The following is a 21,880-nucleotide window of genomic DNA, read 5'->3' on the forward strand; positions in this document are numbered from 1 at the left end:
AAGCGCCGTCTTAGCGAGGCGCCGTCGGCGAAAAGACAATGTCGGCGGCGGGCACGGCTGCGATCTTGACGCCGAAGCTGGCTATCGCGGACAGCGTGGCGTTGTGGTGCGCGCGGATCTGCGCGCCCGTCGCGTGCGGTTTGTCCTGCGTGGTGTGGGCATCGGCGGCCAGCGTGACAGGCAGCCCCAAGCCCGCCGCGCGGCGCACGGTGGTGTCCACGCAGAATTCGGTGGCGTACCCGCACACGACCAGCTCCGTCACGCCGGCATCGGCCAGCGTCTGGCCCAGGGTCGTGCCGTGAAAAGAGTCGGGCGTCGTCTTGCGCACGCGAGCGTCTTCGGGCAATGGCGTCAGACGCGTATCGAGCTCCCAGGCAGGCTGGCCGGGCATGAACGGGCTACCGGCGCTTTCGTGCTGCACATAGATGACCGGCACGCCGGCAGCGCGCGCGCGGTCGGTCAGGCCATTGATACGGCCCAGCACCGCGCCGGCGTCGGCGGGCGGCGGCGACGCCTCAAACAAGGCGCGTTGCACGTCGATCACTATCAAAGCGGCTGTCATGGCTATCCAGGTTCTTGGGGTGCGAAGCAGTCTACCTTACCGTGCGCGTCAGAATTCCAGCCGCCCCCGCAATTCGCCGAACGGCACCATCACCTGTTGACGATACGCGCGTCGTGCCTGCAACCGTTCGTACCAGGCGCGCACGTGCGGCAACGGAGCATGCGGGATGTCCAGCTCGTAATAGCGGTACAAGGCCGTGGCTGCCGGCACATCGGCCAAGCCCAGCGCCTGCCCGCTCAGGTAAGGCTGATCGGCCAGCGCGTCATCCAGCTGGCGCAGGCAGGCATGGGTGGCGTCGAGGCTGCGCGCGATGGCGGCCGCGTCGCGTTGCGCCTCGGGCGTGCGGTAGTAGCCCCAGAATACGCCGACCAGAAATGCGGGCTGCAACGCCGTTTGCGCCCAGTCCATCCAGCCGTCGGCGCGGGCACGCGCCGCCGCCTGCTCCGGCCAGAACGCGGCGCCGCCATGGCGCGCCGCCAGATAGCGCAGGATCGCGTGCGACTCCCAGACCGTCGCGTCATCGTCGCGCAGCACCGGCACCTTGCCGTGCGGATTCATTCCCAGGAATTCCGGCGAATCCACCAGACCGAACTGCCCGCCCGCGGGCACGTGCTCGTAGTCAAGGCCCAATTCGTCCGCCAGCCACAGCACCTTTTGCACATTGAACGAACTGCGCCGCCCCCAGATTGTGGTCTTGCCCGCAGCGGCGGTCATGGCGCAAACACGATGCGGGGCTCGCAACGCACCGCGAAATTCACGGAATTCGCGATGAAGCAGAAGTGGTGCGCCCGGTCGTGCAGCTCGGCTGCCAGCGCCGCGTCGTCGCCCGCGCGGATTGTGACCTCGGGGCGCAAGGTGACGCGGGTGAACGCGCCGCCGCGGGCGGGATCCTCGGTCATGATGCCTTGTGCGTCGTCGCGGTAGGCCTCCACCGTGATGCCTTCGACCGCGCAAAAATGCAGATACCAGAGCTTGTGGCAGGCGGACAGCGACGCGACCAGCATGTCCTCGGGATTCCAGCGCGCCGGGTCTCCCCGGAAAGCCGGGTCGGACGACCCAGGCACATCGGGTTTGCCTTCAGCCCGTATCACGTGGTCGCGCGAGTAGGCCGCGTAGCTGGAGGTGCCGGTGCCGGTGTTGCCGGTCCAGTTCACCGTAACCGTGTAGTGGTGTTCGCCTTTCGCTTTCGTCATGATGGCTTGGGTGTGTGCGCCGTTCAGGCAGGAGAAGGCATCAAGCGTAGCGCACATTTTCCCGGGGCTTTACATCCCGTTTCAGCATGCCCGGGGTACTGTCCGTATCGTGAACCCGTTTTCCCAACAGGAGCTCGCCATGATGAAATCCACCCTGACCTGCACCCTGAGCCTTGCCCTGCTTGCCGGCTGCGCCCCTTTCCACGCCAACGACGCCCGCGACACGCCGGCCGATGGTCATACCGCGCGCAATGCGCTGGATTGGCCCGGCAGCTACGAAGGCACCCTGCCCTGCGCCGACTGCCCGGGCATCAAGACCCGGTTGACGCTGCAAAAGGGCGACCGCTACGAACGCCAGACCCAATACCTGGACCGCGAACCGCAACCCGAAATCGTCACGGGCACCTTTAGCTGGGAATCCGACGGCAGCACCATCCGGCTGGACGCCTCCGGCGACAGCCAGCGCTATTTCGTCGGCGAAAATCAGGTAACCATGCTGTACCGCGACGGCACGCGCCCGACCGGCCCGCTGGCGCCGCACTATGTGCTGCGGCGCGCGCAGTAAAGCTGCGCGCCTCGGGCATCGCCCAAGCCCGGATCTTCCGGCTATTCTTGTGGAATCGCCAGCGCCCGGCGGCGCGGCCCCACCCCAAGGAAGCCATGAAGACCGATCACGAGCTGCTCTCCGCCTTCGCCCCCACCGGGGCGCTGCGCGCGTCCATCAATCTGGGCAACCCCATCCTGGCCAACACCGACGCGGCCACCGGACTGCCCGGCGGGGTATCGGTGGACCTGGCCACGGAGCTGGCGCGGCGCCTGGACGTGAAACTGGAGCTGGTGGTGTTCAAGTCCGCCGGTGAATCCGTCAACGCGGTGGCCGCCGAACAGGCGGACGTGGGCTTCTTCGCCATCGATCCGCTGCGTGGCGAACAGATCGCGTTCACCGCGCCCTACGTCGTGATCGAGGGCGCCTACCTGGTGCGCCAGGATTCCCCCATCACCGCGATGGACCAGGTTGACAGCAAAGGCCAGCGCGTCGTGGTCGGCAAGGGCAGCGCCTATGACCTGTATCTGACGCGCGAGCTGAAGCAGGCCGAGATTTTCCGCGCCCCCACATCGCCCGCCGTCGTGGATACGTTCCTGAAAGAGAACATGGAAGTGGCCGCCGGCGTGAAGCAACAGTTGGAAGGCGACGCGCAGCGCTTGGGCGGACTGCGCCTGCTGGACGGTCACTTCATGCTGATTCGCCAGGCGATGGGCGTGCCCAAGAGTCGTGGCGACAAGGCCAGCGCCTATCTGGCCGCCTTCGTCGAAGCCATGAAGAAGTCGGGCTTTGTCGCCGACGCCCTGGCTCGGCACAAGATCCAGGGCGCCGCCGTCGCCCCACTGGAGGCTTGACGCCGGCGCGTCGGCAAAAGGCAACGGCCCGATCCCCAAATGAAAACGGGCCGCAGAATCCGGCCCGTTGCCTGGGTTTCGCCGTGTTTAGTGGCTGATCATCCAGGGCCGTGCGCCTGCGAATGACTTGGCCCCATCCGGGGTGGTGCGCGTCTTGCCGGATGCGCGCCCGCCGGAACAACACCCGCAATTCATGCCGTGCCCCGAACGCGAACTGCGCGGCTCGTTCGCGCTGCGCTCATTGATGGCACGCGCACGGTTCACGGCGGAGGACAGTGCCGAAATCGCGGGCGCCCCGCCGATGATGCGGCCAGACGCCCCGCCGCATTGCGGGCAGTCCGCCGGTTCGCGCCATTGCGCCAGCGGCCGCAAGGCGGCGAATTCGCCGCAATCGCCGCAGGCATAGTCATACATGGGCATCGTCGTCTCCTAGCGGTCGCGCGACAGCGGCATGTCCACGCCGCCCTTGATGTGCTTGATGGGGCCGGACGCCGAAGGCTGGATATCGAAATCGAAGATTTCGGTCGGCAGCCAGAGCGTGGCGCAGGAATTGGGAATATCCACCACGCCGCTGATATGCCCCTGCACCGGCGCGCAACCCAGCAGCGAATAGGCCTGCGCGCCGGAATAGCCGAACTTCTTCAGATACTCGATGGCGTTCAGGCAAGCCTGGCGGTATGCCACGTTCACGTCCAGGTAATGCTGCTTGCCCGTCTCGTCTACCGAAATGCCCTCGAAGATCAGGTAGTCCTTGTAGGCAGGCGTAATGGGGCTGGGCTTGAAGATGGGGTTCTTGATGGCGTACTTCTCCATGCCGCCCTTGATCAGCGTCACGCGCATATGCACCCAGCCCGCCATTTCGATCGCGCCGCAGAAGGTGATCTCGCCATCGCCTTGCGAAAAGTGCAGGTCGCCCACGGAAAGACCGCCGCCCTTCACGTAGACCGGAAAGAAGACCCGCGCGCCGCGCGACAAATCCTTGATGTCGCAGTTGCCGCCGTGTTCGCGCGGCGGCACGGTGCGTGCGCCTTCGCCTGCGGCCTTATCGCGTTCGGCGCCTTGCAACGCGCCCATGTGCGCCGTCTTGGGCGCCGGCGGATTCGCCAGCGGCGGCACGCGGTTGGGGTTGGTGTCGATCAGCGCCTGCTCGCGCCGGTTCCACGTGTCCAGCAATTTCTTGTCGGGCAGGCAGCCGATCAGGCCGGGGTGGATCAGACCCGCGAAATTCACGCCCGGAATATGGCGCGACGAGGTGAACATGCCATGGAAATCCCAGATGGATTTCTGGGCATGCGGAAAGTGTTCAGTGAGGAAACCGCCGCCGTTGTTGCGGCTGAAGAAGCCGTTGAAGCCCCACAGGCTATCGGGCTTGGCGCCGATGTCCAGCAAATCCACGACGAGCAGGTCGCCGGGCTCGGCGCCTTCGACGCCCACCGGGCCAGACAGGAAGTGCACCGTGGACAGGTCCACGTCGCGCACATCATCGGCGCTGTCGTCGTTCTTGATCGCGCCGCCGGTCCAGTCATAGGTTTCCAGCACGAAATCGTCGCCGGGCTTGACCCACACCGCCATCGGGATGTCGGGATGCCATCGGTTATGGATCTGCTTATTCTCGTACGGGGACTGGTCCAGATCGACTTTGATGAGCGTATTCGCCATTCTCTTTCATCTCCAACATAACGTGTTGATAAAACAGAACTTTCCATCATTGGCTGTCTAATACCGTAGGAGTTTTTGGGCTCCGTAAGCCATTGATTTGTAAAGCACGGTAGGCGAGTTTTAGACAGCGGTAAACTGTGTTTTTGCACAGTATCGATATATCCTACTTCAAGCCCATGCTCCCGAAGCTCGGCGGCTGCTGGACCTGTACCCACAGGCACGGTGAAACCACCGACCAGGGGCGCATACTCTCCTGCTGATCGAGGCTTTAGTGGCGCAGTTCAGCTCTTTAGGGCTATCGGCCCAGCATCCTAATCTCGGGCATCATTAAGATGGGTACAAATGAGGTATTGCACTGCCCTGGCCGGCAGCAGCACAAGAAGGATATAAATTTGTTGCCTTCATCGACATCCTTGGATTTTCCAATCGAGTTCTGATCGACTCCGACTCCGTCATCGCAGAATATCGATATTTTTGCGGAGCTATTGCTAGATTGGGAAGCAGAGCCCTCCGTCGAGGTGACGGTCTACTCCGACGCAATCATGGTCGTGTCTGACAAGTTGGCAGACGGGGCTCGTCTAGCTCAAACCGTCTGGTTTTTCGCCCTTGGTAATCACCTGGTAGTCTCTCCCGACGATCTATAACTCCGCGTTTTCGACGATGGGCGGACCTTCCTTGAGGCGCGAACACGCGCCTACCTGACTGGTCGGGCAGCAGCGACATTGCGGAACCGCCCCAGGCGTCTCACCCTATAGGCGTCTCACCCTATACTGGAATACTCCCCCCGGAGAATACCAAGTGCAGCCACTACCAAACCCCGAAAGACGCTGAATTACTGCTCCAGAAATTCGGCGAGCGCGATAAGGCGTGGAGGTGCGGCGAAACTCGTTCTCGGGCGGATCGACCATCACGCACTATGTTTACTGCGAAGACGACTCCGCTCGCAACTTGATCGATGAGAACTTCTTCGCAGATTCGCTCTGCGGCGCCGTCCGAACGGGACCCGCCAACACCCCAACGTTTCCATACAACACCGCACACTATGTCGGGGAAATGAAAACAAAGGTGGGAGTGACACTGTCCAACATCCTGGCGAATACCAGTAGCATTCAGTCAATCAACAATGCCGGGGTTATCCATGACTCGCTGCAGATTGCGACTAGTGGCCGCTTATTCACTCTCCGATCCGGGTCGGGAGCTTCGGCACTGAATCTGGACTCCCAGCCGAATGACGGCGTCAGCGCGGCGTTTGTCAACGTGTTCGAAAACACGGCCACCAGCGGACGCAAAGTTATGCGCGTGCACGGCAGCATTCGATTTCTTCCGCCCAGCAATGAGACCCCACAACTCAATGGAGAAGTCACTTTCGAATTCACCAACGACACTACATTGACCTTCAAGGCTCGTGGCAACGATGGTGTCGTTCGTACCGCCGCATTAGCACTGACTTAGGAGTGGCGGACTAGCTCAGTTGCCGTCACGTAGAGAATCGTAAACTCTCTCGCAGGTCAGTCCCGCGATTCGGGAACGGTCCGCAACTCCTGCACGCTCTGTAGCTCGGTCGCTAACCCGGCCGAGCATCTAGGCCCACAAATCGACGGCAGCGGCCCCTTCCGAAATCGGCACGATCAGCTCCATTATGCTTGTACGGCCGTGGACGGTTTCCTGGCCGAAACTATCGTCCTAATCTGATCCAGAGCGAACCTTTGAGATGATTGGCTGAAGTGAAAGGGAGACGGCCCCCATTGATGTTCGTCTGGGCAAGTCAACTGAGCGCCATAGTCGATGAATTGGCTACTCGGAAGATCTTTACTCTGAATCTCGTACATTTTTGACAGGCCATCGTTGATACGGTCGACCTGATCTCTATCGAACTGCTTTCCGGTTTCAGTTTCGGGCTGGCAAAAGACTCTGTTGACGAGTACACGATCAAGTAGCCCCCGCTCGGAGAACGTCTTCACAAGTTGTTGCCATCCGTGCTCCCACCATTGCATAAACCTTGGCGATCCAGAGCGAACGATTTTCGCCCCTTCATGGGAACTGGCACCTGTCGACTTCATTTCGGAGGAAATGGTACAGCGACGACCATTAGGCATTACAAGAAGGCTAAATCGATCGTCAATGTTGTCGAACAAAAACACATCCGCAGAGTTGGCCCTAAGCAAGGAAACAGCTTTCTTTTCGATGTCCCAAGAGACTAGCTTTTTCTGGAAAGGCGACTTCAGCTTGGCACTGTAGACATCATCGAAAGGTGGGGGGGAAAAAATGGACGCTATGGAGCTCCGGGCCACATACAAAGAGATATCGAACTCCCCTGGCGATGCAAGATTGAAGATATCTCTAGACACACAGCTTCCAAAAATACAAACTTGCATTGCGTCTCTCTGGGATCCATTAAGCGAATCCCGAGTATAAAGCGGGCGCAAGTGGATGCAAATCGGGCGGGACGCAGGCTGCCCGCATCATTTCTGCCTTTGCCACGCCTGGCACGCAGCAAGTTGTGCCGTCACTTGTCGGATGCCAGCCCTGAAGGCGAAATAAGTTGGTCGAGCAGCGGGATCAAGTTCGGCGCGGGTTCCATCACCCACGTGGGCGGTGCTTCTGGCTGGAGACATTCCACCGCTGGCGGTGGGGCAGGAGGCAGCAACGTGCAACCGCCGGCTCCCAGCATCAACATCAGCCCGAAGGCCGTCGTCCTGAACTTGCGCATTGCGCATCCCTCCATAAGCGGCCCATTCGGCCTTGGCATTTCGCTCGTTGATCTGGCCCACCTCAGCCACCCGCCGCTCAAGAATTTCTCGTGCTTCGCGCTGAGATTCCGCGACGCGAGCCGCTTGATTGGCCTTCGTCTCGGCGCGTTCTGCGCCATACCGCCAGCTTTGTGCTTTCCAGGCTGCGCCACCGGCAACGATGGCGCCCACAGCCAGCGCCGCGGCGTAGCCCTTCCAGCCGATCAAGGTTGCAGGCAGACCCATTTGTCCACCTCCCTACGCGTGACAAGGCCAGGCAGCGTCACCAGCACGCCGCCCTTTCGGATCTTGACCCATCGGTTCAGTTCAGCGCAGCCGCCGGCATAATCCCCAGCGTTGAACTTGCGCCGCATGGTCGACTCAGCCAGATTGCTGGCGCCAGGTTGTACGTGAAGTCGATGAGCGCGGCGCGTTGCCAGTCGTTTAGCGGGACGGTAATCAGCCGGCGAACGGCGCGGTCCGCCGCGGCCAAGTCGGTATCGCGCCAGGCGTCACACTCGGCGTCCGTGTAGATCCGGTTTCGGTCAATATCCGAACAGGTATACCCGTCGCACACCGTTAGCACGCCAACCGGATCGATGCAGGGTCTACCGCGCACTTTCCCGGGCTCGAAGTGCGATACCAGCACGCCGGCAATCGCGATCGATCCGGCGCTCGCAGCCGCAATCAGCTTACGCTTCAGACTATCCGAGATCATTTCCATATCCCCTTCACCGCCGCCACCGCAGCTAACGTGGCCGCAATCGCAGTAGCGATATAGCCGATAGGGCGCGCAAGCCTTCCTAGCCCCTGCAGGACCTTAAATCCGCCAGCCAACGCCGCGAACGTGTCCACGATGTCTTGCGTGTTCTGCCGGATCGTCTCGATGGAGTCCGTATTCCGCGCGGTGGCTTCCGCGTTGTGGGCCATGTCTTGTTCCATTTGCACGACGCGGGCGTGCAGTGACTTAATGAAGGCATCGGACAGATGTTCGTCAGCCATGGAATTGCCTTTGAAGCGACAACATCGCGTCCCCTATAGACGTAAAAAAGCCCGCCTAAGCGGGACATCGGCGGAACCGCCCGGCGACTACAGCCCGAACTTCCGCATCAGGTATAGGCCAACTGCGGAGACGTTGAAGGATGTCTTTGCGGACTTCCTACCGGACCAGGTGAAGCACGGGCATGTGGTGCAGACGATGGACGCGTATGCCCACAAGTACGGCCGAGCGAATCGGCTTCTCACTGTCCTGAACATGACGTTCCAATGGGCGCTGGGCCGGGGGAAGGTTGAAGCGAACCCCTGCGTGAGCGTAAAGCGATTCGCGACAAAATCGCGGGATCGCTTGCTGAGCCACGAGGAATACGAGGCCATCCATGCAGCCTCTCAAGATTGGATGCAGTGCATTATGGACGTCTGCTATTTGATTGGGCAGCGCATCGGGGATGTCCTGGAGATTGAAGAGGACCATATCGTAGATCGGGGCATCTTCTTCCAGCAGCAGAAGACGGGCAAGCAATTGATCGCCGGCTGGACGTCGGAGCTGGTCGAAGCAGTCAAGCGGTCGCGGGAGGTTGTGGGGAAACAAGCGTTACCTTCTTGGCTCTCGGGACGACAAGCCGCGCGCGCATACCAACGTGTGGCGAGAATTCAAACGAGCCGCGGCGAAGGCAAAGGTAATGGACGCCACCCTGCACGATATCCGGGCCATGTCAGGCCCCCATGCCGACGAACAAGGGCCGACCCTATGGCGCTCTTGGGCCATTCCGATCGAAAAACGACCGAGATCTACCTGCGAGACAAGCGCGTGAAAGTGGTGCGTGGTCCTACCAAAAACGAAGGGTAGTATTATTGACGGCCTACACTACAGCCAGTGTTTATGCGGCTCTCCGTCTGTGTCGGCGTATTCGCCATTCTCTTTCATCTCCAACATAACGTGTTGATAAAACAGAACTTCAGCCGGATGTGCGTCCAATTCCCTTGCCGGATTGGATCTTCGGAATCGTTGACCCGTTAGCGATGGTAGACGTCTTCAGGCGATTTGCCATACTGGTTTTCCATGCAGTGGCGGCACCCGCGCCGCGACATGGGAGGGGGGTTTCGCAGCAGTTATGATGCGGAGCATCTTCAGCGCAATACCAAGGTTCACCGTATGGCAGCATTGCACCGCCGGCCCCTGGCCGCCTTCCTGATCATCGCCGCCTGCGCGGGCGCGTCCGCGCACGCCGCCGACGATTGCGTGGCCCGGATCGACGCCGGGCTGGCCAGCGTCGACCGCGCGCAGGACGTGCAACGCACGCGCGAAGCGTCCAACGACCTGCAACTGAATCGCGACCTGTGCCAAGGCCGCCTTGACTTGCTGGATGCGCGCTTTGCGCTCAGCGACGACTTCGAGGCCTGCCGCCGGCAAGGCGCGGCCTTCTCGGATCAGGTCATCAAGACACTGACCCGCGCATCGGACGACCTTGCCGACATGAAGGCCGCCTGGATCCGGACCTGCGGCCCGCAGATGAAAGACTGATCAGGCCGCGGCGGCCAGTTCGGCGCTTTTCGGGAAGAAAATGGCGCGGCTGGGATCAAAGCCGTACAACCCCTCGAAGGCTGCGGCGTCGGCAGCCAGCGCGCGCACCGACTCCAGGATGAAATCCGCCTTGGCGTCCGGCAGCAGCGCGCTGAAATTCAATCGCACAAAACCCGGTTTTTCAATTTCGCGGCCATCGAGAATGGCCTGGCGCATCTGCAGCGACTGATCCTCGCCAATGTCGAGCAGGCGGTGGACATAAGGCCCGGCGCATGCGCAGCCCCCGCGAGCCTGGATGCCGAAGCGGTCGCTCAACATGCGGGTGACCAATTGCTGATGCACGAAACCGCCCTTGCCGTTGCGCACTCGGAAGGAGAAGATCGGCAGACGCTGAGCCGTCAGCGAGCCCAGCAGTTCCAGATGCTCCACGTTTTTCCAGGCATCAAGCGCCCGCTGCACGAAGCGCGCGTTGCGCTGCTGCATGAAATCGGCGCCCAGTGCTTCCTTCACCAGCAGGACCAGCGCGGCGCGGATGTCGCCCACGACGTTGGGAGTGCCCGCTTCTTCGCGGGACTCCAGGCTGCCGCTGTAATCGTGGCCCACCGGCGACACGAATTTGACGGTGCCGCCGCCCGGCCATGTCGGCGTCGTCTCCGTCACGGCGTCACGCCGCACGATCAGCACGCCAGAGGCGCCCGGGCCGCCAATGAACTTATGCGGCGAGAACACGATGGCGTCAATCTGCGCATCCGCGGCCGGCGACATTTGGACCGGCAGGTACGGCGCACCGCCGGCGTAGTCCCACAGCATTTTTGCACCCGACCGTTTGACCAGGCGCGTGATGGCCGGGACGTCCGCGACGATGCCGGTAACGTTCGAAGCCGCCGACAGCGCGCAGACGACGAGCGTGCCATCGGGCGCTTGCAATGCGGCGGCCAACGCGGCCAGGTCCGGTCCGCCTTCGGGGTGTTCACCCAATTCGATAAGCTCGGCACCGCATTCGCGCCACGGCAGGATGTTCGAGTGATGTTCGTACGGACCGATGATGACGCGGACCTTGCGGCCCGCCGCAATGGCCGCATGCACGCCGAACAGATGAACCAGCCGGTTGATGCCGGCCGTTGCGCCCGAGCCCGCGAAAATCACCGCATGCTCGTCGCCGGCGCCGCAGCACCGGCCGACGGCGGCGCGTGCTTCACGGCGCAAGCGCGTGACGAACCCACCGCAATAGGACGCCTCGGTGTGCGAGTTGGCGTAATACGGAAGCACTTGTTCGAGGATGAAGCGCTCTACCTGCATCAAGGCGCGGCCGGACGCGACGTAGTCGGCGTAGACCAGTGGCTTGGTGCCGAACGGGCCGTCGATGACGGCGTCCTTGCCGATGAGCCCTTCCGCCAGCGCCGCGGCGACGTCGCCGGTTTTAAGGCTGTCTTGAAATTGCTGCAAGAGGCTGGGCTTGGCGGGCTGGGTCGCGATGGGCGTATTCATGATGGTGCGGGTTCCGGTGGATTCAGAAATATCATACGATGGAAGCCATGATGAAACATCACCGATATTTTGCGTAAACTCCGCAAAAACAGATCATATGATCGAACAAATGGAAAAAATAGATAAGCTCGATCTAAGCATCATTGCCTGCCTGCAAAAAGACGGCGCGCTGTCTCAGCGCGAACTGGCGGATCGGGTGGGTTTGTCGCAAAACGCGTGCTGGCGCCGGTTGCAGCGCCTGAATGCCTGCGGGATCATCCGCGGCACCCGTGCCGAGGTCAGCCTGGCGGCACTGGGGCTGGACTTGACCGTGTTCGTGATGATCCGGACCAGCCATCACGCCAAGGCTTGGGCCGACGGGTTCCGCGAGCATGTCGAGCGCCTGCCCGAAGTCACCGAGTTCTACCGCATTGGCGGTGACTGGGACTACCTGATCAAAGTCGTCTGCCGCGGCATGGCGGGATATGATCGCTTCTATCAAAGACTGATTACGGACTTTGAGTTGTCGACCGTGACGGGCTTCTTCAGCATGGAGGCGATTATTGAAAACCGGCCGCCAGACCTGCGGGTGCTGGAAGGCTGAGGCTTGCGTTTGCCGCCCGGGAACTTTCCGGTGCTGTCCCGTTCGAACTCCCATCCCCCCCTCGCGGAGCCCTGCCCGGCCATGATTCTTTAAGCCCTCCCCCTGATCCTCCTTGCCGCATGATGCGGACAAGGTGTCTCATCGACCCGGAGCGCTTTCCATGGCCCAGCATCCCCACGCGCCGCATCAGGCGCACCTCCTGCCGCCCGCGGCCCCGCCATTTCTCAGCCTGCACCACATCAGCCACGCACTGCCCGACGGCCGCGTGCTGCTGGACGACATCAGCCATGACTTTTCCACGGCACGCCACGGCCTGATTGGCCGCAACGGCGCCGGCAAGTCGCTACTGCTGCGCCTGCTGCATGGTGATTTCCCGCCGCAGTCCGGCCGAGTCGTGCGCCATGGGCAAATCGCCTATGTGCCGCAGACCTTGCCGCAAGAACCGGGTGTGACGCTGGCCGACGTCGCGGGTATCGCCTCGATCCTTCGCGCGCAGGCGAACCTGGCATCCGGCAGCGCGCGGCAGGAGGACTTCGACGTGGCCGACGGCCATTGGCTGATCCGCGACGAATGGGCGCGGATGCTTGCCGACGCCGGCCTGCCCGCCTGGACGCCCGAGCATCCCGCGCATGCCGCAAGCGGCGGCGAACTGACCCGAGTGGCGCTGGCCGGCGCACTGCTGCAAGATTCCGACGGGCTGCTGCTGGACGAACCCAGCAACCATCTGGATTCGCGTGCGCGCGACTGGTTATTAGCGCGGATCGCCGACTGCCGTGGCGGGCTGATCGTCGTCACTCACGACCGCGCCTTGCTGGACGCCATGTCACATATCGTGCAGTTGGACAACGGCAAGCTCACCGGTCACGCCGGCAATTACCGTGCATGGCAAGAACAGCGTGATCGGCAAGCCGCGGCCGCCGAAACCACGCTGGCCCATGCCCGCCAGGAACGCGCGGCCGGGCTGCGTGCCCTGCGCCAGCAACACGACGCACAACAGCAGCGCAACGCCCGCCACGCGCGCCAGGCCCGCGACGCCAACCAGGCGCCCATCCTGCTGGGCATGAAAAGGGCGAACGCCGAAGGGCATGCGGGGCGCGAACGCCAGCGCCGCGAACAGGCCCGCGCCAACCTGGATCAGGCCGTCCAGCAGGCCGCGGCGCGCGGCGCGGCTGCGCCGGGCATCGCGTTGGCCTTGCCGGAGACGGCGGTGCCGAATGGCCGCCGGGTGCTACACCTGCATGGCGCCGTCGCACCCTTCCCCCACAACGCCCCCGCGTTGGACCTGACCTTGTCCGGCCCGTTCAGGCTCGCGATCCAAGGGCCGAACGGCTGCGGCAAGAGCACCTTGCTGGCGATGCTGGCGGGCGAACAGGCGCCGTGCCGCGGCGTCTGCGATGTCCGCGTCCCGACTGCCATATTGGACCAGCGGGCCTCAACGCTGCCGCCGGACCGCTCCCTGATGCAGACCCTGGCGGCATTGGGCGCGACCCTGGCGGAAGGCGAACTGCGCAGCCGCCTGGCGCTGCTAGGGCTGGGGCCTGTGCAGGTGCAGGCGTTCGCCGCCACGCTAAGCGGCGGCGAGCGCATCAAGGCAGCGCTTGCCAGTGCCCTGTGGCGCGAGCAGCCTGCCCAGTTGCTGTTGCTGGATGAACCCACCAACCATCTGGACCTTGCGTCGACGCAAGCGTTGGAGGAAGCGCTGGCGGGCTATCCGGGCGCCATGGCGGTCGTGTCGCACGATGCCGCCTTCCTGGCGGCCATCGCCCCCACGCATCGGCTGTCCTGGGCGCCAGACGGGTGGCGGTTGCTGGAACAAGGCGCAGGCGGCGGCCTTAACAACGAGCGGGAATGACCGTGGCGCTTCTTATCGCTGCGGGTTATCCCGAATGCCTCCATATCGACAAATCGTCAATAATTCGCCAACGTTTTGTCATCGAACCGTCCCTTATCCGCCTTATCCATGTCTGTATCCGTCCGGGACGCCATTGTTTCCTCTGCTCATCTCGCCTCATCCGCCCCGGAATTGTCCGAGGTGGAATTCGGGCTGATCATCGCGTCTCACGCCTTCAACCGCTGGATGGTGCGATGCATGGCCTGCGCGGGCTTGCCGGAATTGACCTCACTGGACATCCTGGTGCTTAACCATGTGTTCCACCGTGGCCGCGGCAAGAAGCTGGCGGATATCTGCTTCACGCTGAACGTCGAAGACACCCACCTGGTGAACTATTCGCTGAAGAAGCTGGAGCGGCTGGGCGTGGTGCAAAGCGCCAAGACGGGCAAGGAAGTGATCTACACCACCACCGAAGCCGGCGCCGCCGCCATTCAGCGCTACGCCGAAGTGCGCGAGCAATGCCTCGTCAAATCGTTCATCGACTCCCCTGCCGCGGACGACGCCAACCATCAATTGGCCAACACCCTGCGCACGCTGTCGGGCCTGTACGACCAGGCTGCCCGCGCCGCCACCTCGCTGTGAGAATCCACGTTGTCTAGCACTACTGCCTCTTCGTCCGCCCCGTTGTTGTCCGTCCGCGGCGTATCGGTCGATTTCAATACCGAGACGGGCGTGTTCCGCGCCGTCGATGGTCTGGACTTCGATGTCCGGCCGGGCAGGACGCTGGCGATCGTCGGCGAATCGGGCTCGGGCAAGTCGGTCACGTCCATGGCGATCATGCGGTTGACGGACTACACCAGCGGCCGCATCGCCACGGGCCAGATCCTGTTCCGCGACAACGACGGCCGCGAAACCGACCTGACGACCGCCACCGACGAGCAGATGCGCGCGATCCGCGGCAACGACATCGCGATGATCTTCCAGGAGCCGATGACGTCGCTGAACCCGGTGTTCACGATCGGCGACCAGATCGTCGAGGCCATCATGCTGCACCAGCAGCTGTCGCGCTCGGCCGCGCGCCAGTCGGCGCGCAAGCTGCTTGAGAAGGTGCGCCTGCCGGACGCCGAGCAATTGCTGGACCGGTATCCCCACCAGTTGTCCGGCGGCATGCGCCAACGCGTGATGATCGCGATGGCGCTGTCGTGCCAGCCGCGTCTGTTGATCGCCGACGAGCCGACCACCGCGCTGGACGTGACCATCCAGGCGCAAATCCTGAATACCATCCGCGAATTGCAGCGCGACCTGGGCACCGCCGTCATCTTCATCACCCACGATATGGGCGTGGTGGCCGAGATGGCCGACGATGTGGTCGTGATGCTGCGCGGCAAGAAGGTCGAGCAAGGCACCGTCGACGAGATCTTCAATGCGCCCAAGCATCCCTACACCCGCGCGCTGCTGGCCGCGGTGCCGCGCCTGGGCAGCCTGACCGGCAGCGACCTGCCGCTACGCACGCCACAAACGGTGCTGGAAGGCGACACCCTGCGCGAAGTGGGTGAAACACGCGAACAGGACACGGCGCGCTACGACGAGCCGGTGCTGCGCGTGGAAAAGTTGACCACCCGTTTCGATGTGGGCCACAACCTGTTCGGCCGCGTCACGCATCGCGTGCATGCCGTCGAAGAGGTCAGCTTTGACGTTTACCCCGGCGAGACACTCGCGCTGGTGGGCGAGTCGGGTAGTGGCAAGTCCACCATCGGCAAGACCTTGCAGCAACTGGTGGCGCCGACCTCGGGCGCGGTGCGGTACAACGGCCAGGACGTCTTCTCGATGGATGCCGCCGGCCGCCAGCGCCTGCGCCAGGAAATCCAGTACATTTTCCAGGACCCCTACGCATCGCTGGACCCGCGCAAGACGGTGGAATTCAGCATCGCGGAACCCATCCGCACGCACGGCCTCTTGAACGGCGACGCGGCCATCGCCCGCCGCGTGGGCGAATTGCTTGAGCAAGTGGGTCTGAAGCCCGAGCACGCCAAGCGCTATCCGCACGAATTCTCGGGCGGCCAGCGTCAGCGCGTGTGCATCGCACGCGCATTGGCCAGCAACCCCAAGCTGATCATCGCCGACGAATCCGTGTCGGCGCTGGACGTGTCCATCCAGGCGCAGATCCTGAACCTGTTGATGGACCTGCAGAAAGACCGCGGCCTGTCCTACCTGTTCATCACGCACGACATGGCCGTGGTGGAAAAAGTCAGCCACCGCGTGGCCGTGCTGTACCTGGGCCAGATCGTGGAATTGGGCACGCGCCGGCAGATTTTCGAATCGCCGCAGCATGCCTACACCCGCAAACTGCTGGCCGCGGTGCCGGTGGCCGAGCCCGGCCGCCACATCGACACGTCGTTGATCGAAGGCGAAATCCCCAGCCCCGTCCGCCGCGTGGGCGACGAGCCCGCCATCATTCCCCTGATCGAATTCGCGCCCGGCCACCAAGTGGCCCGGGCGGCCTGAAGCCCCTTTATTCCCTCGGCCCGACCCGACTTCCCGTCCCTGGAGCGAACATGCAATCCCTACGCACCACCTTCACCGCCGCCGCCCTGACCCTGGCGCTGGGCGGCGCGATGCCCGCCGTCTTCTCGACCGCGCATGCCGCGGGCACGCTCAGCGTGGCCATCAACCAGGACCCGGGAAGCTGGGATCCGATCGACACCTTCGTGACCTTCTGGGGTTCCGTGGGCGGCAACCTGTACGACGGCCTGACGATGCGCGGCGCCGACCTGAAGCTGCAACCGGGCCTGGCCACCAGCTGGGAATACCTGGACGACAACAAGCGCCTGCGCTTCAAGCTGCGCGAAGGCGTCAAGTTCCACAATGGCGAACCCTTCAACGCCGAAGCGGTGAAGTTCACGTTCGAACGCCTGCTGGGCGCGGAAGGCGCCAAGGGACCGCAGAAGTCCAACTACGACTCGATCGGCGAGATCAAGGTGGTGGACGAATACACCGTCGACTTCATCCTGAAGCAACCCGATCCGGTGCTGCTGACCAAGCTGGCCGGCTACGGCGCCATGATCGTGCCGCCGAAGTACATCAAGGAAAAGGGCGAAGACTTCTTCAACACGAACCCGGTCGGCACCGGCCCGTTCAAGTTCGAAAGCTACCAGCCCAAGGTCAACGTGACCCTGGCTCGCAATGACGAATACTGGAGCGGCAAGCCCAAGCTGGACAAGGTTGTGTACCGCTTCATCGGCGAACCCGGCACCCAGGTCGCCGAGCTGCAAGCCGGCCGCATCGACATCGCCACGTTGATCCCGCTGGGCTTGATCGAAACCGTGAAGAAGTCCGGCAACGCGGACGTCATCTCGACCGGTGGCCCCGTGGCCTTCGCGCTGCGCTACAACACCAAGGGCGGCATCACCCAGAACCGCGACGTGCGCCGTGCCCTGATCATGGCGGTCGACCGCGAAGCCATCGTCAAGCAGCTGCTGCTGGGCCAGGCCAAGGTTATTGCCAGCTTCCAGGGCCCGCAGTCCTTCGGCTACAACCCCGAGCAAAAGCCCCTGCCCTTCAACCCCGCCGAAGCCAAGAAGTTGCTGGCCGCGGCCGGCGTGAAGCCGGGCGCCACCGTGCAGATCGACGTGCGCGGCAGCGATTCGAACTTCCGCGAAGTGGCCCAGGCCGTGTCGGGCTACCTGCAAGCCGTGGGCGTGCGCGCCACCATCAAGCCGTATGAAACCGGCGTGCTGCTCAACGACATCATCCCGGGCGGCAAGACGGGCGAAATGTGGCAGAACCAATGGGGCGGCTGGACGTATGACTACGACAACACCGCGTACCTGATGTACCACACGGGCCAGAAGTGGAACCCGTACGACAACGACGCCAAGCTCAACGGCATGCTGGAAGCGCAGCGCACCGTCTACGACGTGAAGAAGCGCGAGGCCATGCTGCAGGAAATCGCCGGCTATGTCGCCGACCAGGCCCTGGAGTTGCCGCTGTACAGCCTGAACACGATCGTGGGCGTGAACAAGCGCGTGAAGAACCTGGAAGTGCCCGGCGACATCCGCTTCCGCTTCCTAGAAGCCAGCGTGGAGTAGCGTTCCCCCCCGAAGCGCTGCCGCGCTTCCCCCCAGGGGGCATGCCTCGGGACCGGCAAAGCCGGATCCCTGGCATCCCGCTGGTGCGATACCCGTTGAAGCATCGACGATGCCCGTTGAAGCCATAACATTACCGACCCTCTCCGGCGCAAGCCGGGGCGGCGCCTTATGACCGGATTTCTCATTAAACGCGTGTTGCAGGCGGTCTTCGTGATCGTCGCCGTGACGCTGCTTGTCTCGTATGCCGTGCGCCTGACCGGCGACCCCGCGCTGATGCTCAGCCAGGGATCGGGCAGCGTCACCGAACAAGACCTGGCCAATATCCGCCAGGCGCTGGGCCTGAACCGGCCGTTCCACGAGCAATATCTGTCTTATATGCAGGGCCTCCTGCATGGCGACTTCGGTCGCAGCTTCATGGGCGGCACGTCGGTCGCCAAGCTGATCGGCGACGCCCTGCCCGCCACCCTGATGCTGGCCTTCACGTCGCTGATCTTCTCGATCCTGATCTCTTTGCCCCTGGGCATCCAGGCGGCGATCAAGCGCGGCAAGGCAACCGACCAGGCCATCCGCATCCTGTCGTTGGTGGGGTTGTCATTCCCCAACTTCTGGCTGGCGCTGATGCTGGTCCTGCTGCTGTCGATCACGTTTCCGCTGCTGCCGCCTTCGGGCTGGAGCGGGCCCGCCAGCCTGATCCTGCCGTCCTTGACGATGGCCATCATCCTCAGCGCCACCAATATCCGCCTGGTTCGCACCACGATGCTGGAAACGCTGTCGGCGCAGTACATCATGGTGGCGCGCAGCAAGGGCCTGAAGGAACGCGTGGTGCTGTACAAGCATGCGCTGCGCAATTGCGCGATTCCGCTGATCACCTATCTGGGCCTGCAGTTCGGCGGCCTGATCGGCGGCATCGTCGTCATCGAGATGGTGTTCAACTGGCCCGGTCTGGGCACCCTGGCGTTCGACGCCATTTCCGGGCGCGACTACCCGGTGCTGCAGGGCACGGTCACCGTGCTGGCCACCGTCATCGTCCTGGTCAACCTGATCGTCGACATCGCCTACGGCATCGTCGATCCCCGTATCCGCACGCGGTAAGCCTTATGCAGACAACCACCCCCACCGCCGCCGCTCCCAAGCCTTTCAAGCCGCGCAGCCGCTACCGTTCCCTGGAATTCGTGCTGGGCGCGCTGCTCACCGGTGTCATGGTCCTGCTGGTGCTCAGCTCCGGCTGGCTGTTCCCGGATGGCGGCGAATCCATGGACCTGGCCGCCCGCCTGATGGCGCCCTTCTCGTCCGCCGCCCATCCGTTCGGCACCGATCCGCTGGGCCGCGACGTGCTGGCCCGCGTGATCGTCGGCGGCAAGATTTCGCTGATGGTGGGCTTTGCGTCCGTGCTCGGCGGCGCGTTGCTGGGCATCATCATGGGCCTCATCGCCGGCTACTACCGCGGCTTCTGGGACATGATCGTCATGCGCTTCGCGGACGTGCAGCTGGCGCTGCCCTTCATCCTGGTGGCCATCACGTTCATCGCCATCCTGGGCGGCGGCTTGTACAACGTGATCTTCTTCATGATCGTGTCGCAATGGGTGCAATATGCGCGCCTGGTCCGGGCGCAAGTGCTGGCGCTGCGTGAACGCGAGTTCGTGCTGGCCGCCCGCGCGTTCGGCGTGCGCGACCTGGCCATGATCCGCCACCACATCGTGCCCAACCTGCTGGGCCCGCTGGTGATCCTGATGACGCTCAACGTGGCCAACAACATCCTGCTGGAAAGCAGCCTGACCTTCCTGGGCCTGGGCGTGGATCCCATGATCCCCAGCTGGGGAGGTATGCTTGCCGATGGCCGCACCTACATGCAGACCGCATGGTGGGTCAGCGTCTTCCCCGGCCTGGCGATCATGCTGACCGTGCTGGGCTTGAACCTGCTTGGCGACTGGTTGCGGGACCGCCTGGATCCCACCGGTAAGGTGTAAGGCAAATGCCCCGCAAGGGGCATTTTTCCCATTACCGGATGACGAAAGAACACCGAAGGAACTGAAAGCATGTCTTTGCTGGAAAAAACATTCGACCGCACGCTGGACGCCTGGACGCACGCCTACATGGCTCCCGCCTGGCGCGGCGCGGTCGTGGAAGGTTGGTTGTTTGAAGGCGTGGAGGCCCGACGGGCGGCCGAGGCGCGGCTGGCACAGGCGGGCGTCACTGCGCGGTTTCGTAGCGCCTACAAGCCGTTGGTGCACTTCTTCCTGGAAGAGGTCGACCGCGAAGGGCTGGTGTTCGCCCTGGTGCGTTATCCGCTGCACGAGCATGCCCAGGCCAAGCGCTTCACGCTGGAAGCCTATCCGCTGGTAGCCCTGATGGAGGGCGTGCACGTGGTCATGCAACCCGGCGCGTCGGACCTGCACTACGACGTCGCCCTGACCTATGCCGACGGGCGCAAGGTGGACGCGCGCGTCTTCGCCCCCAACCAGTTGGGCCAGACCCAGGACGGCAAGCCCGAGCTGTCGCCCACCGGCTGGCTGCGCGTGCGCGACGCCGAAGGCCAGGTCCAGGCCGATGCCGCCCAAGCCACTGAATATCAGCAAGTGTTCCGCAGCATCGTCGATACCGTGCGCAACCACCCGTGGGGCACGCACGAACCGTACTTCGACCGCCTGGAAATCCGCGTCGACCTGCCGGGCATGGACTTCGCCCTGCCGCTGGACGAAGAGATCATCAGCACGTTCGAAGCGCTGCACGAAGACGTGTACTTTTCGTTGCTGGAGCATTTCCAGCACCACTCCGGCCGCCCTTCCGGCGACCGTGGCCTGCAGCCCGGCCAGATCATCCCCGATATCCGTCGTCATGACGGCGCGGCGCGCGTGCAGATTTCCGTCGAACCGTTCGAGGCCCCGGCCCCTGTCGTCGCCACGCCGCTTGACGCCCCGCTGGCCCAGCGCCGCGAACCCTTGACCGCCGGTCAGATCGCCGGCTGCATGGCGGCGTTCGGCGGCGACGCGTTCCAGGCCGTGTCGCGTCAGGGCCGCCCGGTACTGGGCACGTACGTGCGCGGCCCCGGGCCGGCAGTCTTCATTTCAGGCGCGCAACACGCCAACGAGACATCTGGCGTGGTGGGCGCCCTGCGCGCCGCGCAGACGCTGGCCGCCCACGGCAACGCGCATTTCGCGCTGATCGCCGCCGAAAACCCCGACGGCTACGCGCTGTTCAACCGCCTGCGCGAACATCACCCGCGCCACATGCTGCACGCGTCGCGCTACAGCGCGTTGGGCGACGACATCGCGTACCGCGAACACGCGCCCTTCTTCGAACGCGATGGCCGCCACCAGGCGCATGCGATCAGCGGCGCGCAGCTGCATATCAATCTGCATGGCTATCCCGCGCATGAATGGACCCGTCCCCTGTCGGGCTATCTGCCCCGAAATTTTGAACTGTGGACCGTGCCGAAGGGTTTTTTCCTGGTGCTGCGCCACCATCCAGGCTGGAGCGAACGCGCGCACCTCCTGATCGAAGGCGTGACGGCCCGCCTGGCTTGCACCGTGCCGGGGCTGGTTGAATTCAATGCGCGCCAGCTGGAACTGTTTCATGCGCACGCGCTTGAATCCGGCTTTGACGTGCTGAACGGCATTCCGGTACAGATCACGGAAAGCGATCGCGAAGAACTGCCCCTGGCGCTGATCTCGGAGTTTCCGGATGAAACCGTCTACGGAGACCGTTTTGTTTTCGCGCATACTGTGCAAATGGAAACCGTCCTGGCGGCTACCGAGCTGTATCGTTCAGGGCTGTAGGAAACATGAAGGCGCGGCGGCGAAGGACCGCGGCGCCTTTGACAAACAGAAT

The 21,880-nt window shown here is 63.3% G+C and carries 23 protein-coding genes and 1 pseudogene; 13 read left to right on the forward strand and 11 right to left on the reverse strand.

Annotated elements, in window-relative coordinates; all coding sequences use genetic code 11:
* Positions 1–10: 10 nt before the first annotated feature.
* The 3 genes from ACE039_RS00485 to ACE039_RS00495 are packed head-to-tail and all read right to left on the reverse strand — an operon-like array spanning position 11 to position 1,755.
* Positions 11–562 (reverse strand): cysteine hydrolase family protein, encoded by a 552-nt coding sequence (locus tag ACE039_RS00485; protein WP_485821350.1) that lies wholly within the window; start codon positions 560–562, stop codon positions 11–13.
* Between the two features lie 48 nt (positions 563–610).
* Entirely contained in the window at positions 611–1,276 is a 666-nt protein-coding gene (locus ACE039_RS00490) for a glutathione S-transferase family protein (RefSeq protein ID WP_485821351.1), read from the reverse strand.
* Positions 1,273–1,755, reverse strand: coding sequence for an OsmC family protein (locus tag ACE039_RS00495; RefSeq protein ID WP_485821352.1), 483 nt, complete (start codon positions 1,753–1,755; stop codon positions 1,273–1,275). Before ACE039_RS00495 ends, ACE039_RS00490 begins: the two co-directional genes overlap by 4 nt.
* 139 nt (positions 1,756–1,894) lie before the next feature.
* Here ACE039_RS00495 and ACE039_RS00500 point away from each other — a divergent pair, with 139 nt between their 5' ends.
* Positions 1,895–2,320 (forward strand): copper resistance protein NlpE, encoded by a 426-nt coding sequence (locus tag ACE039_RS00500; protein ID WP_310029823.1) that lies wholly within the window; start codon positions 1,895–1,897, stop codon positions 2,318–2,320.
* A gap of 95 nt (positions 2,321–2,415) precedes the next feature.
* Positions 2,416–3,153 (forward strand): ABC transporter substrate-binding protein, encoded by a 738-nt coding sequence (locus ACE039_RS00505; RefSeq protein WP_313464824.1) that lies wholly within the window; start codon positions 2,416–2,418, stop codon positions 3,151–3,153.
* An 87-nt stretch (positions 3,154–3,240) separates the two neighbouring features.
* Here the strand turns inward: ACE039_RS00505 and ACE039_RS00510 are convergent, their stop codons facing one another.
* Positions 3,241–3,573 (reverse strand): FmdB family zinc ribbon protein, encoded by a 333-nt coding sequence (locus tag ACE039_RS00510; RefSeq protein ID WP_485821353.1) that lies wholly within the window; start codon positions 3,571–3,573, stop codon positions 3,241–3,243.
* 9 nt (positions 3,574–3,582) lie between these two features.
* Complete coding sequence (gene fmdA, locus ACE039_RS00515) at positions 3,583–4,812, reverse strand: formamidase (protein WP_105556438.1); 1,230 nt, start codon at positions 4,810–4,812, stop codon at positions 3,583–3,585.
* Between the two features lie 948 nt (positions 4,813–5,760).
* On the opposite strand from fmdA, the gene ACE039_RS00520 reads away from it, so the two are divergent.
* Positions 5,761–6,264, forward strand: coding sequence for a hypothetical protein (locus ACE039_RS00520; RefSeq protein ID WP_448710516.1), 504 nt, complete (start codon positions 5,761–5,763; stop codon positions 6,262–6,264).
* Positions 6,265–6,279: 15 nt separating this feature from the next.
* Here the strand turns inward: ACE039_RS00520 and ACE039_RS00525 are convergent, their stop codons facing one another.
* The 5 genes and pseudogenes from ACE039_RS00525 to ACE039_RS00545 form a co-directional block, all read right to left on the reverse strand.
* Complete coding sequence (locus tag ACE039_RS00525; RefSeq protein ID WP_310029832.1) at positions 6,280–6,393, reverse strand: DUF2514 family protein; 114 nt, start codon at positions 6,391–6,393, stop codon at positions 6,280–6,282.
* Positions 6,394–6,449: 56 nt separating this feature from the next.
* Entirely contained in the window at positions 6,450–7,187 is a 738-nt protein-coding gene (locus tag ACE039_RS00530) for a DUF6270 domain-containing protein (RefSeq protein ID WP_485821354.1), read from the reverse strand.
* 87 nt (positions 7,188–7,274) lie between these two features.
* Positions 7,275–7,787, reverse strand: a complete 513-nt coding sequence (locus ACE039_RS00535; protein ID WP_448710511.1) for a lysis system i-spanin subunit Rz — start codon at positions 7,785–7,787, stop codon at positions 7,275–7,277.
* Positions 7,766–8,265: pseudogene (locus ACE039_RS00540) on the reverse strand (lysozyme). Before ACE039_RS00540 ends, ACE039_RS00535 begins: the two are co-directional and overlap by 22 nt.
* Positions 8,256–8,543 carry a hypothetical protein gene (locus tag ACE039_RS00545; RefSeq protein WP_485799546.1) on the reverse strand — a complete coding sequence of 96 codons (288 nt, stop codon included), beginning with the start codon at positions 8,541–8,543 and terminating at the stop codon, positions 8,256–8,258. The pseudogene ACE039_RS00540 and the gene ACE039_RS00545 overlap by 10 nt, the downstream one beginning before the upstream one ends.
* Between ACE039_RS00545 and ACE039_RS00550 the strand changes: the two genes are divergently transcribed.
* Both ACE039_RS00550 and ACE039_RS00555 read left to right on the forward strand, forming a co-directional pair.
* Positions 8,542–9,387, forward strand: coding sequence for a site-specific integrase (locus ACE039_RS00550; protein WP_485821355.1), 846 nt, complete (start codon positions 8,542–8,544; stop codon positions 9,385–9,387). The two genes, ACE039_RS00545 and ACE039_RS00550, sit on opposite strands and share 2 nt — an antisense overlap.
* Positions 9,388–9,693: 306 nt before the next feature.
* A complete protein-coding gene (locus tag ACE039_RS00555) occupies positions 9,694–10,062 on the forward strand; it encodes a hypothetical protein (protein ID WP_448710507.1) in 369 nt (122 codons plus the stop codon).
* Here the strand turns inward: ACE039_RS00555 and ACE039_RS00560 are convergent, their stop codons facing one another.
* Positions 10,063–11,550 carry an aminotransferase class V-fold PLP-dependent enzyme gene (locus ACE039_RS00560; protein ID WP_485821356.1) on the reverse strand — a complete coding sequence of 496 codons (1,488 nt, stop codon included), beginning with the start codon at positions 11,548–11,550 and terminating at the stop codon, positions 10,063–10,065. It lies immediately after the preceding gene.
* A gap of 97 nt (positions 11,551–11,647) precedes the next feature.
* On the opposite strand from ACE039_RS00560, the gene ACE039_RS00565 reads away from it, so the two are divergent.
* From ACE039_RS00565 to ACE039_RS00600, 8 genes are all read left to right on the forward strand, one after another.
* Entirely contained in the window at positions 11,648–12,133 is a 486-nt protein-coding gene (locus ACE039_RS00565) for an Lrp/AsnC family transcriptional regulator (RefSeq protein ID WP_485821357.1), read from the forward strand.
* Between the two features lie 160 nt (positions 12,134–12,293).
* Complete coding sequence (locus ACE039_RS00570) at positions 12,294–13,985, forward strand: ABC-F family ATP-binding cassette domain-containing protein (protein ID WP_485821358.1); 1,692 nt, start codon at positions 12,294–12,296, stop codon at positions 13,983–13,985.
* Positions 13,986–14,093: 108 nt separating this feature from the next.
* A complete protein-coding gene (locus ACE039_RS00575) occupies positions 14,094–14,606 on the forward strand; it encodes a winged helix DNA-binding protein (protein ID WP_035213506.1) in 513 nt (170 codons plus the stop codon).
* A gap of 9 nt (positions 14,607–14,615) precedes the next feature.
* Positions 14,616–16,469, forward strand: coding sequence for an ABC transporter ATP-binding protein (locus ACE039_RS00580; protein ID WP_332007169.1), 1,854 nt, complete (start codon positions 14,616–14,618; stop codon positions 16,467–16,469).
* Between the two features lie 50 nt (positions 16,470–16,519).
* Positions 16,520–18,052: an ABC transporter substrate-binding protein gene (locus ACE039_RS00585; protein WP_485821359.1), complete on the forward strand. Its 1,533-nt coding sequence runs from the start codon at positions 16,520–16,522 to the stop codon at positions 18,050–18,052.
* A gap of 168 nt (positions 18,053–18,220) precedes the next feature.
* Positions 18,221–19,144: an ABC transporter permease gene (locus ACE039_RS00590; protein ID WP_105556445.1), complete on the forward strand. Its 924-nt coding sequence runs from the start codon at positions 18,221–18,223 to the stop codon at positions 19,142–19,144.
* Between the two features lie 5 nt (positions 19,145–19,149).
* Positions 19,150–20,019, forward strand: coding sequence for an ABC transporter permease (locus tag ACE039_RS00595; RefSeq protein ID WP_105556446.1), 870 nt, complete (start codon positions 19,150–19,152; stop codon positions 20,017–20,019).
* 69 nt (positions 20,020–20,088) lie between these two features.
* Positions 20,089–21,828 carry a M14 family metallopeptidase gene (locus ACE039_RS00600; protein WP_485821360.1) on the forward strand — a complete coding sequence of 580 codons (1,740 nt, stop codon included), beginning with the start codon at positions 20,089–20,091 and terminating at the stop codon, positions 21,826–21,828.
* The last annotated feature ends 52 nt before the right edge of the window (positions 21,829–21,880 follow it).

The organism is Achromobacter maghribensis (genome assembly GCF_057334215.1).

Coding starts and splice junctions, on each gene's coding strand:
- ACE039_RS00525 (WP_310029832.1), bottom strand. CDS start 6,393: ATGCTCGGCCGGGTTAGCGACCGAGCTACAGAGCGTGCAGGAGTTGCG.
- ACE039_RS00595 (WP_105556446.1), top strand. CDS start 19,150: ATGCAGACAACCACCCCCACCGCCGCCGCTCCCAAGCCTTTCAAGCCG.
- ACE039_RS00500 (WP_310029823.1), top strand. CDS start 1,895: ATGATGAAATCCACCCTGACCTGCACCCTGAGCCTTGCCCTGCTTGCC.
- ACE039_RS00545 (WP_485799546.1), bottom strand. CDS start 8,543: ATGGCTGACGAACATCTGTCCGATGCCTTCATTAAGTCACTGCACGCC.
- ACE039_RS00565 (WP_485821357.1), top strand. CDS start 11,648: ATGATCGAACAAATGGAAAAAATAGATAAGCTCGATCTAAGCATCATT.
- ACE039_RS00585 (WP_485821359.1), top strand. CDS start 16,520: ATGCAATCCCTACGCACCACCTTCACCGCCGCCGCCCTGACCCTGGCG.
- ACE039_RS00495 (WP_485821352.1), bottom strand. CDS start 1,755: ATGACGAAAGCGAAAGGCGAACACCACTACACGGTTACGGTGAACTGG.
- ACE039_RS00590 (WP_105556445.1), top strand. CDS start 18,221: ATGACCGGATTTCTCATTAAACGCGTGTTGCAGGCGGTCTTCGTGATC.
- ACE039_RS00550 (WP_485821355.1), top strand. CDS start 8,542: ATGGAATTGCCTTTGAAGCGACAACATCGCGTCCCCTATAGACGTAAA.
- ACE039_RS00535 (WP_448710511.1), bottom strand. CDS start 7,787: ATGGGTCTGCCTGCAACCTTGATCGGCTGGAAGGGCTACGCCGCGGCG.
- ACE039_RS00555 (WP_448710507.1), top strand. CDS start 9,694: ATGGCAGCATTGCACCGCCGGCCCCTGGCCGCCTTCCTGATCATCGCC.
- ACE039_RS00490 (WP_485821351.1), bottom strand. CDS start 1,276: ATGACCGCCGCTGCGGGCAAGACCACAATCTGGGGGCGGCGCAGTTCG.
- ACE039_RS00575 (WP_035213506.1), top strand. CDS start 14,094: ATGTCTGTATCCGTCCGGGACGCCATTGTTTCCTCTGCTCATCTCGCC.
- ACE039_RS00510 (WP_485821353.1), bottom strand. CDS start 3,573: ATGCCCATGTATGACTATGCCTGCGGCGATTGCGGCGAATTCGCCGCC.
- ACE039_RS00485 (WP_485821350.1), bottom strand. CDS start 562: ATGACAGCCGCTTTGATAGTGATCGACGTGCAACGCGCCTTGTTTGAG.
- ACE039_RS00560 (WP_485821356.1), bottom strand. CDS start 11,550: ATGAATACGCCCATCGCGACCCAGCCCGCCAAGCCCAGCCTCTTGCAG.
- fmdA (WP_105556438.1), bottom strand. CDS start 4,812: ATGGCGAATACGCTCATCAAAGTCGATCTGGACCAGTCCCCGTACGAG.
- ACE039_RS00600 (WP_485821360.1), top strand. CDS start 20,089: ATGTCTTTGCTGGAAAAAACATTCGACCGCACGCTGGACGCCTGGACG.
- ACE039_RS00570 (WP_485821358.1), top strand. CDS start 12,294: ATGGCCCAGCATCCCCACGCGCCGCATCAGGCGCACCTCCTGCCGCCC.
- ACE039_RS00530 (WP_485821354.1), bottom strand. CDS start 7,187: ATGCAAGTTTGTATTTTTGGAAGCTGTGTGTCTAGAGATATCTTCAAT.
- ACE039_RS00505 (WP_313464824.1), top strand. CDS start 2,416: ATGAAGACCGATCACGAGCTGCTCTCCGCCTTCGCCCCCACCGGGGCG.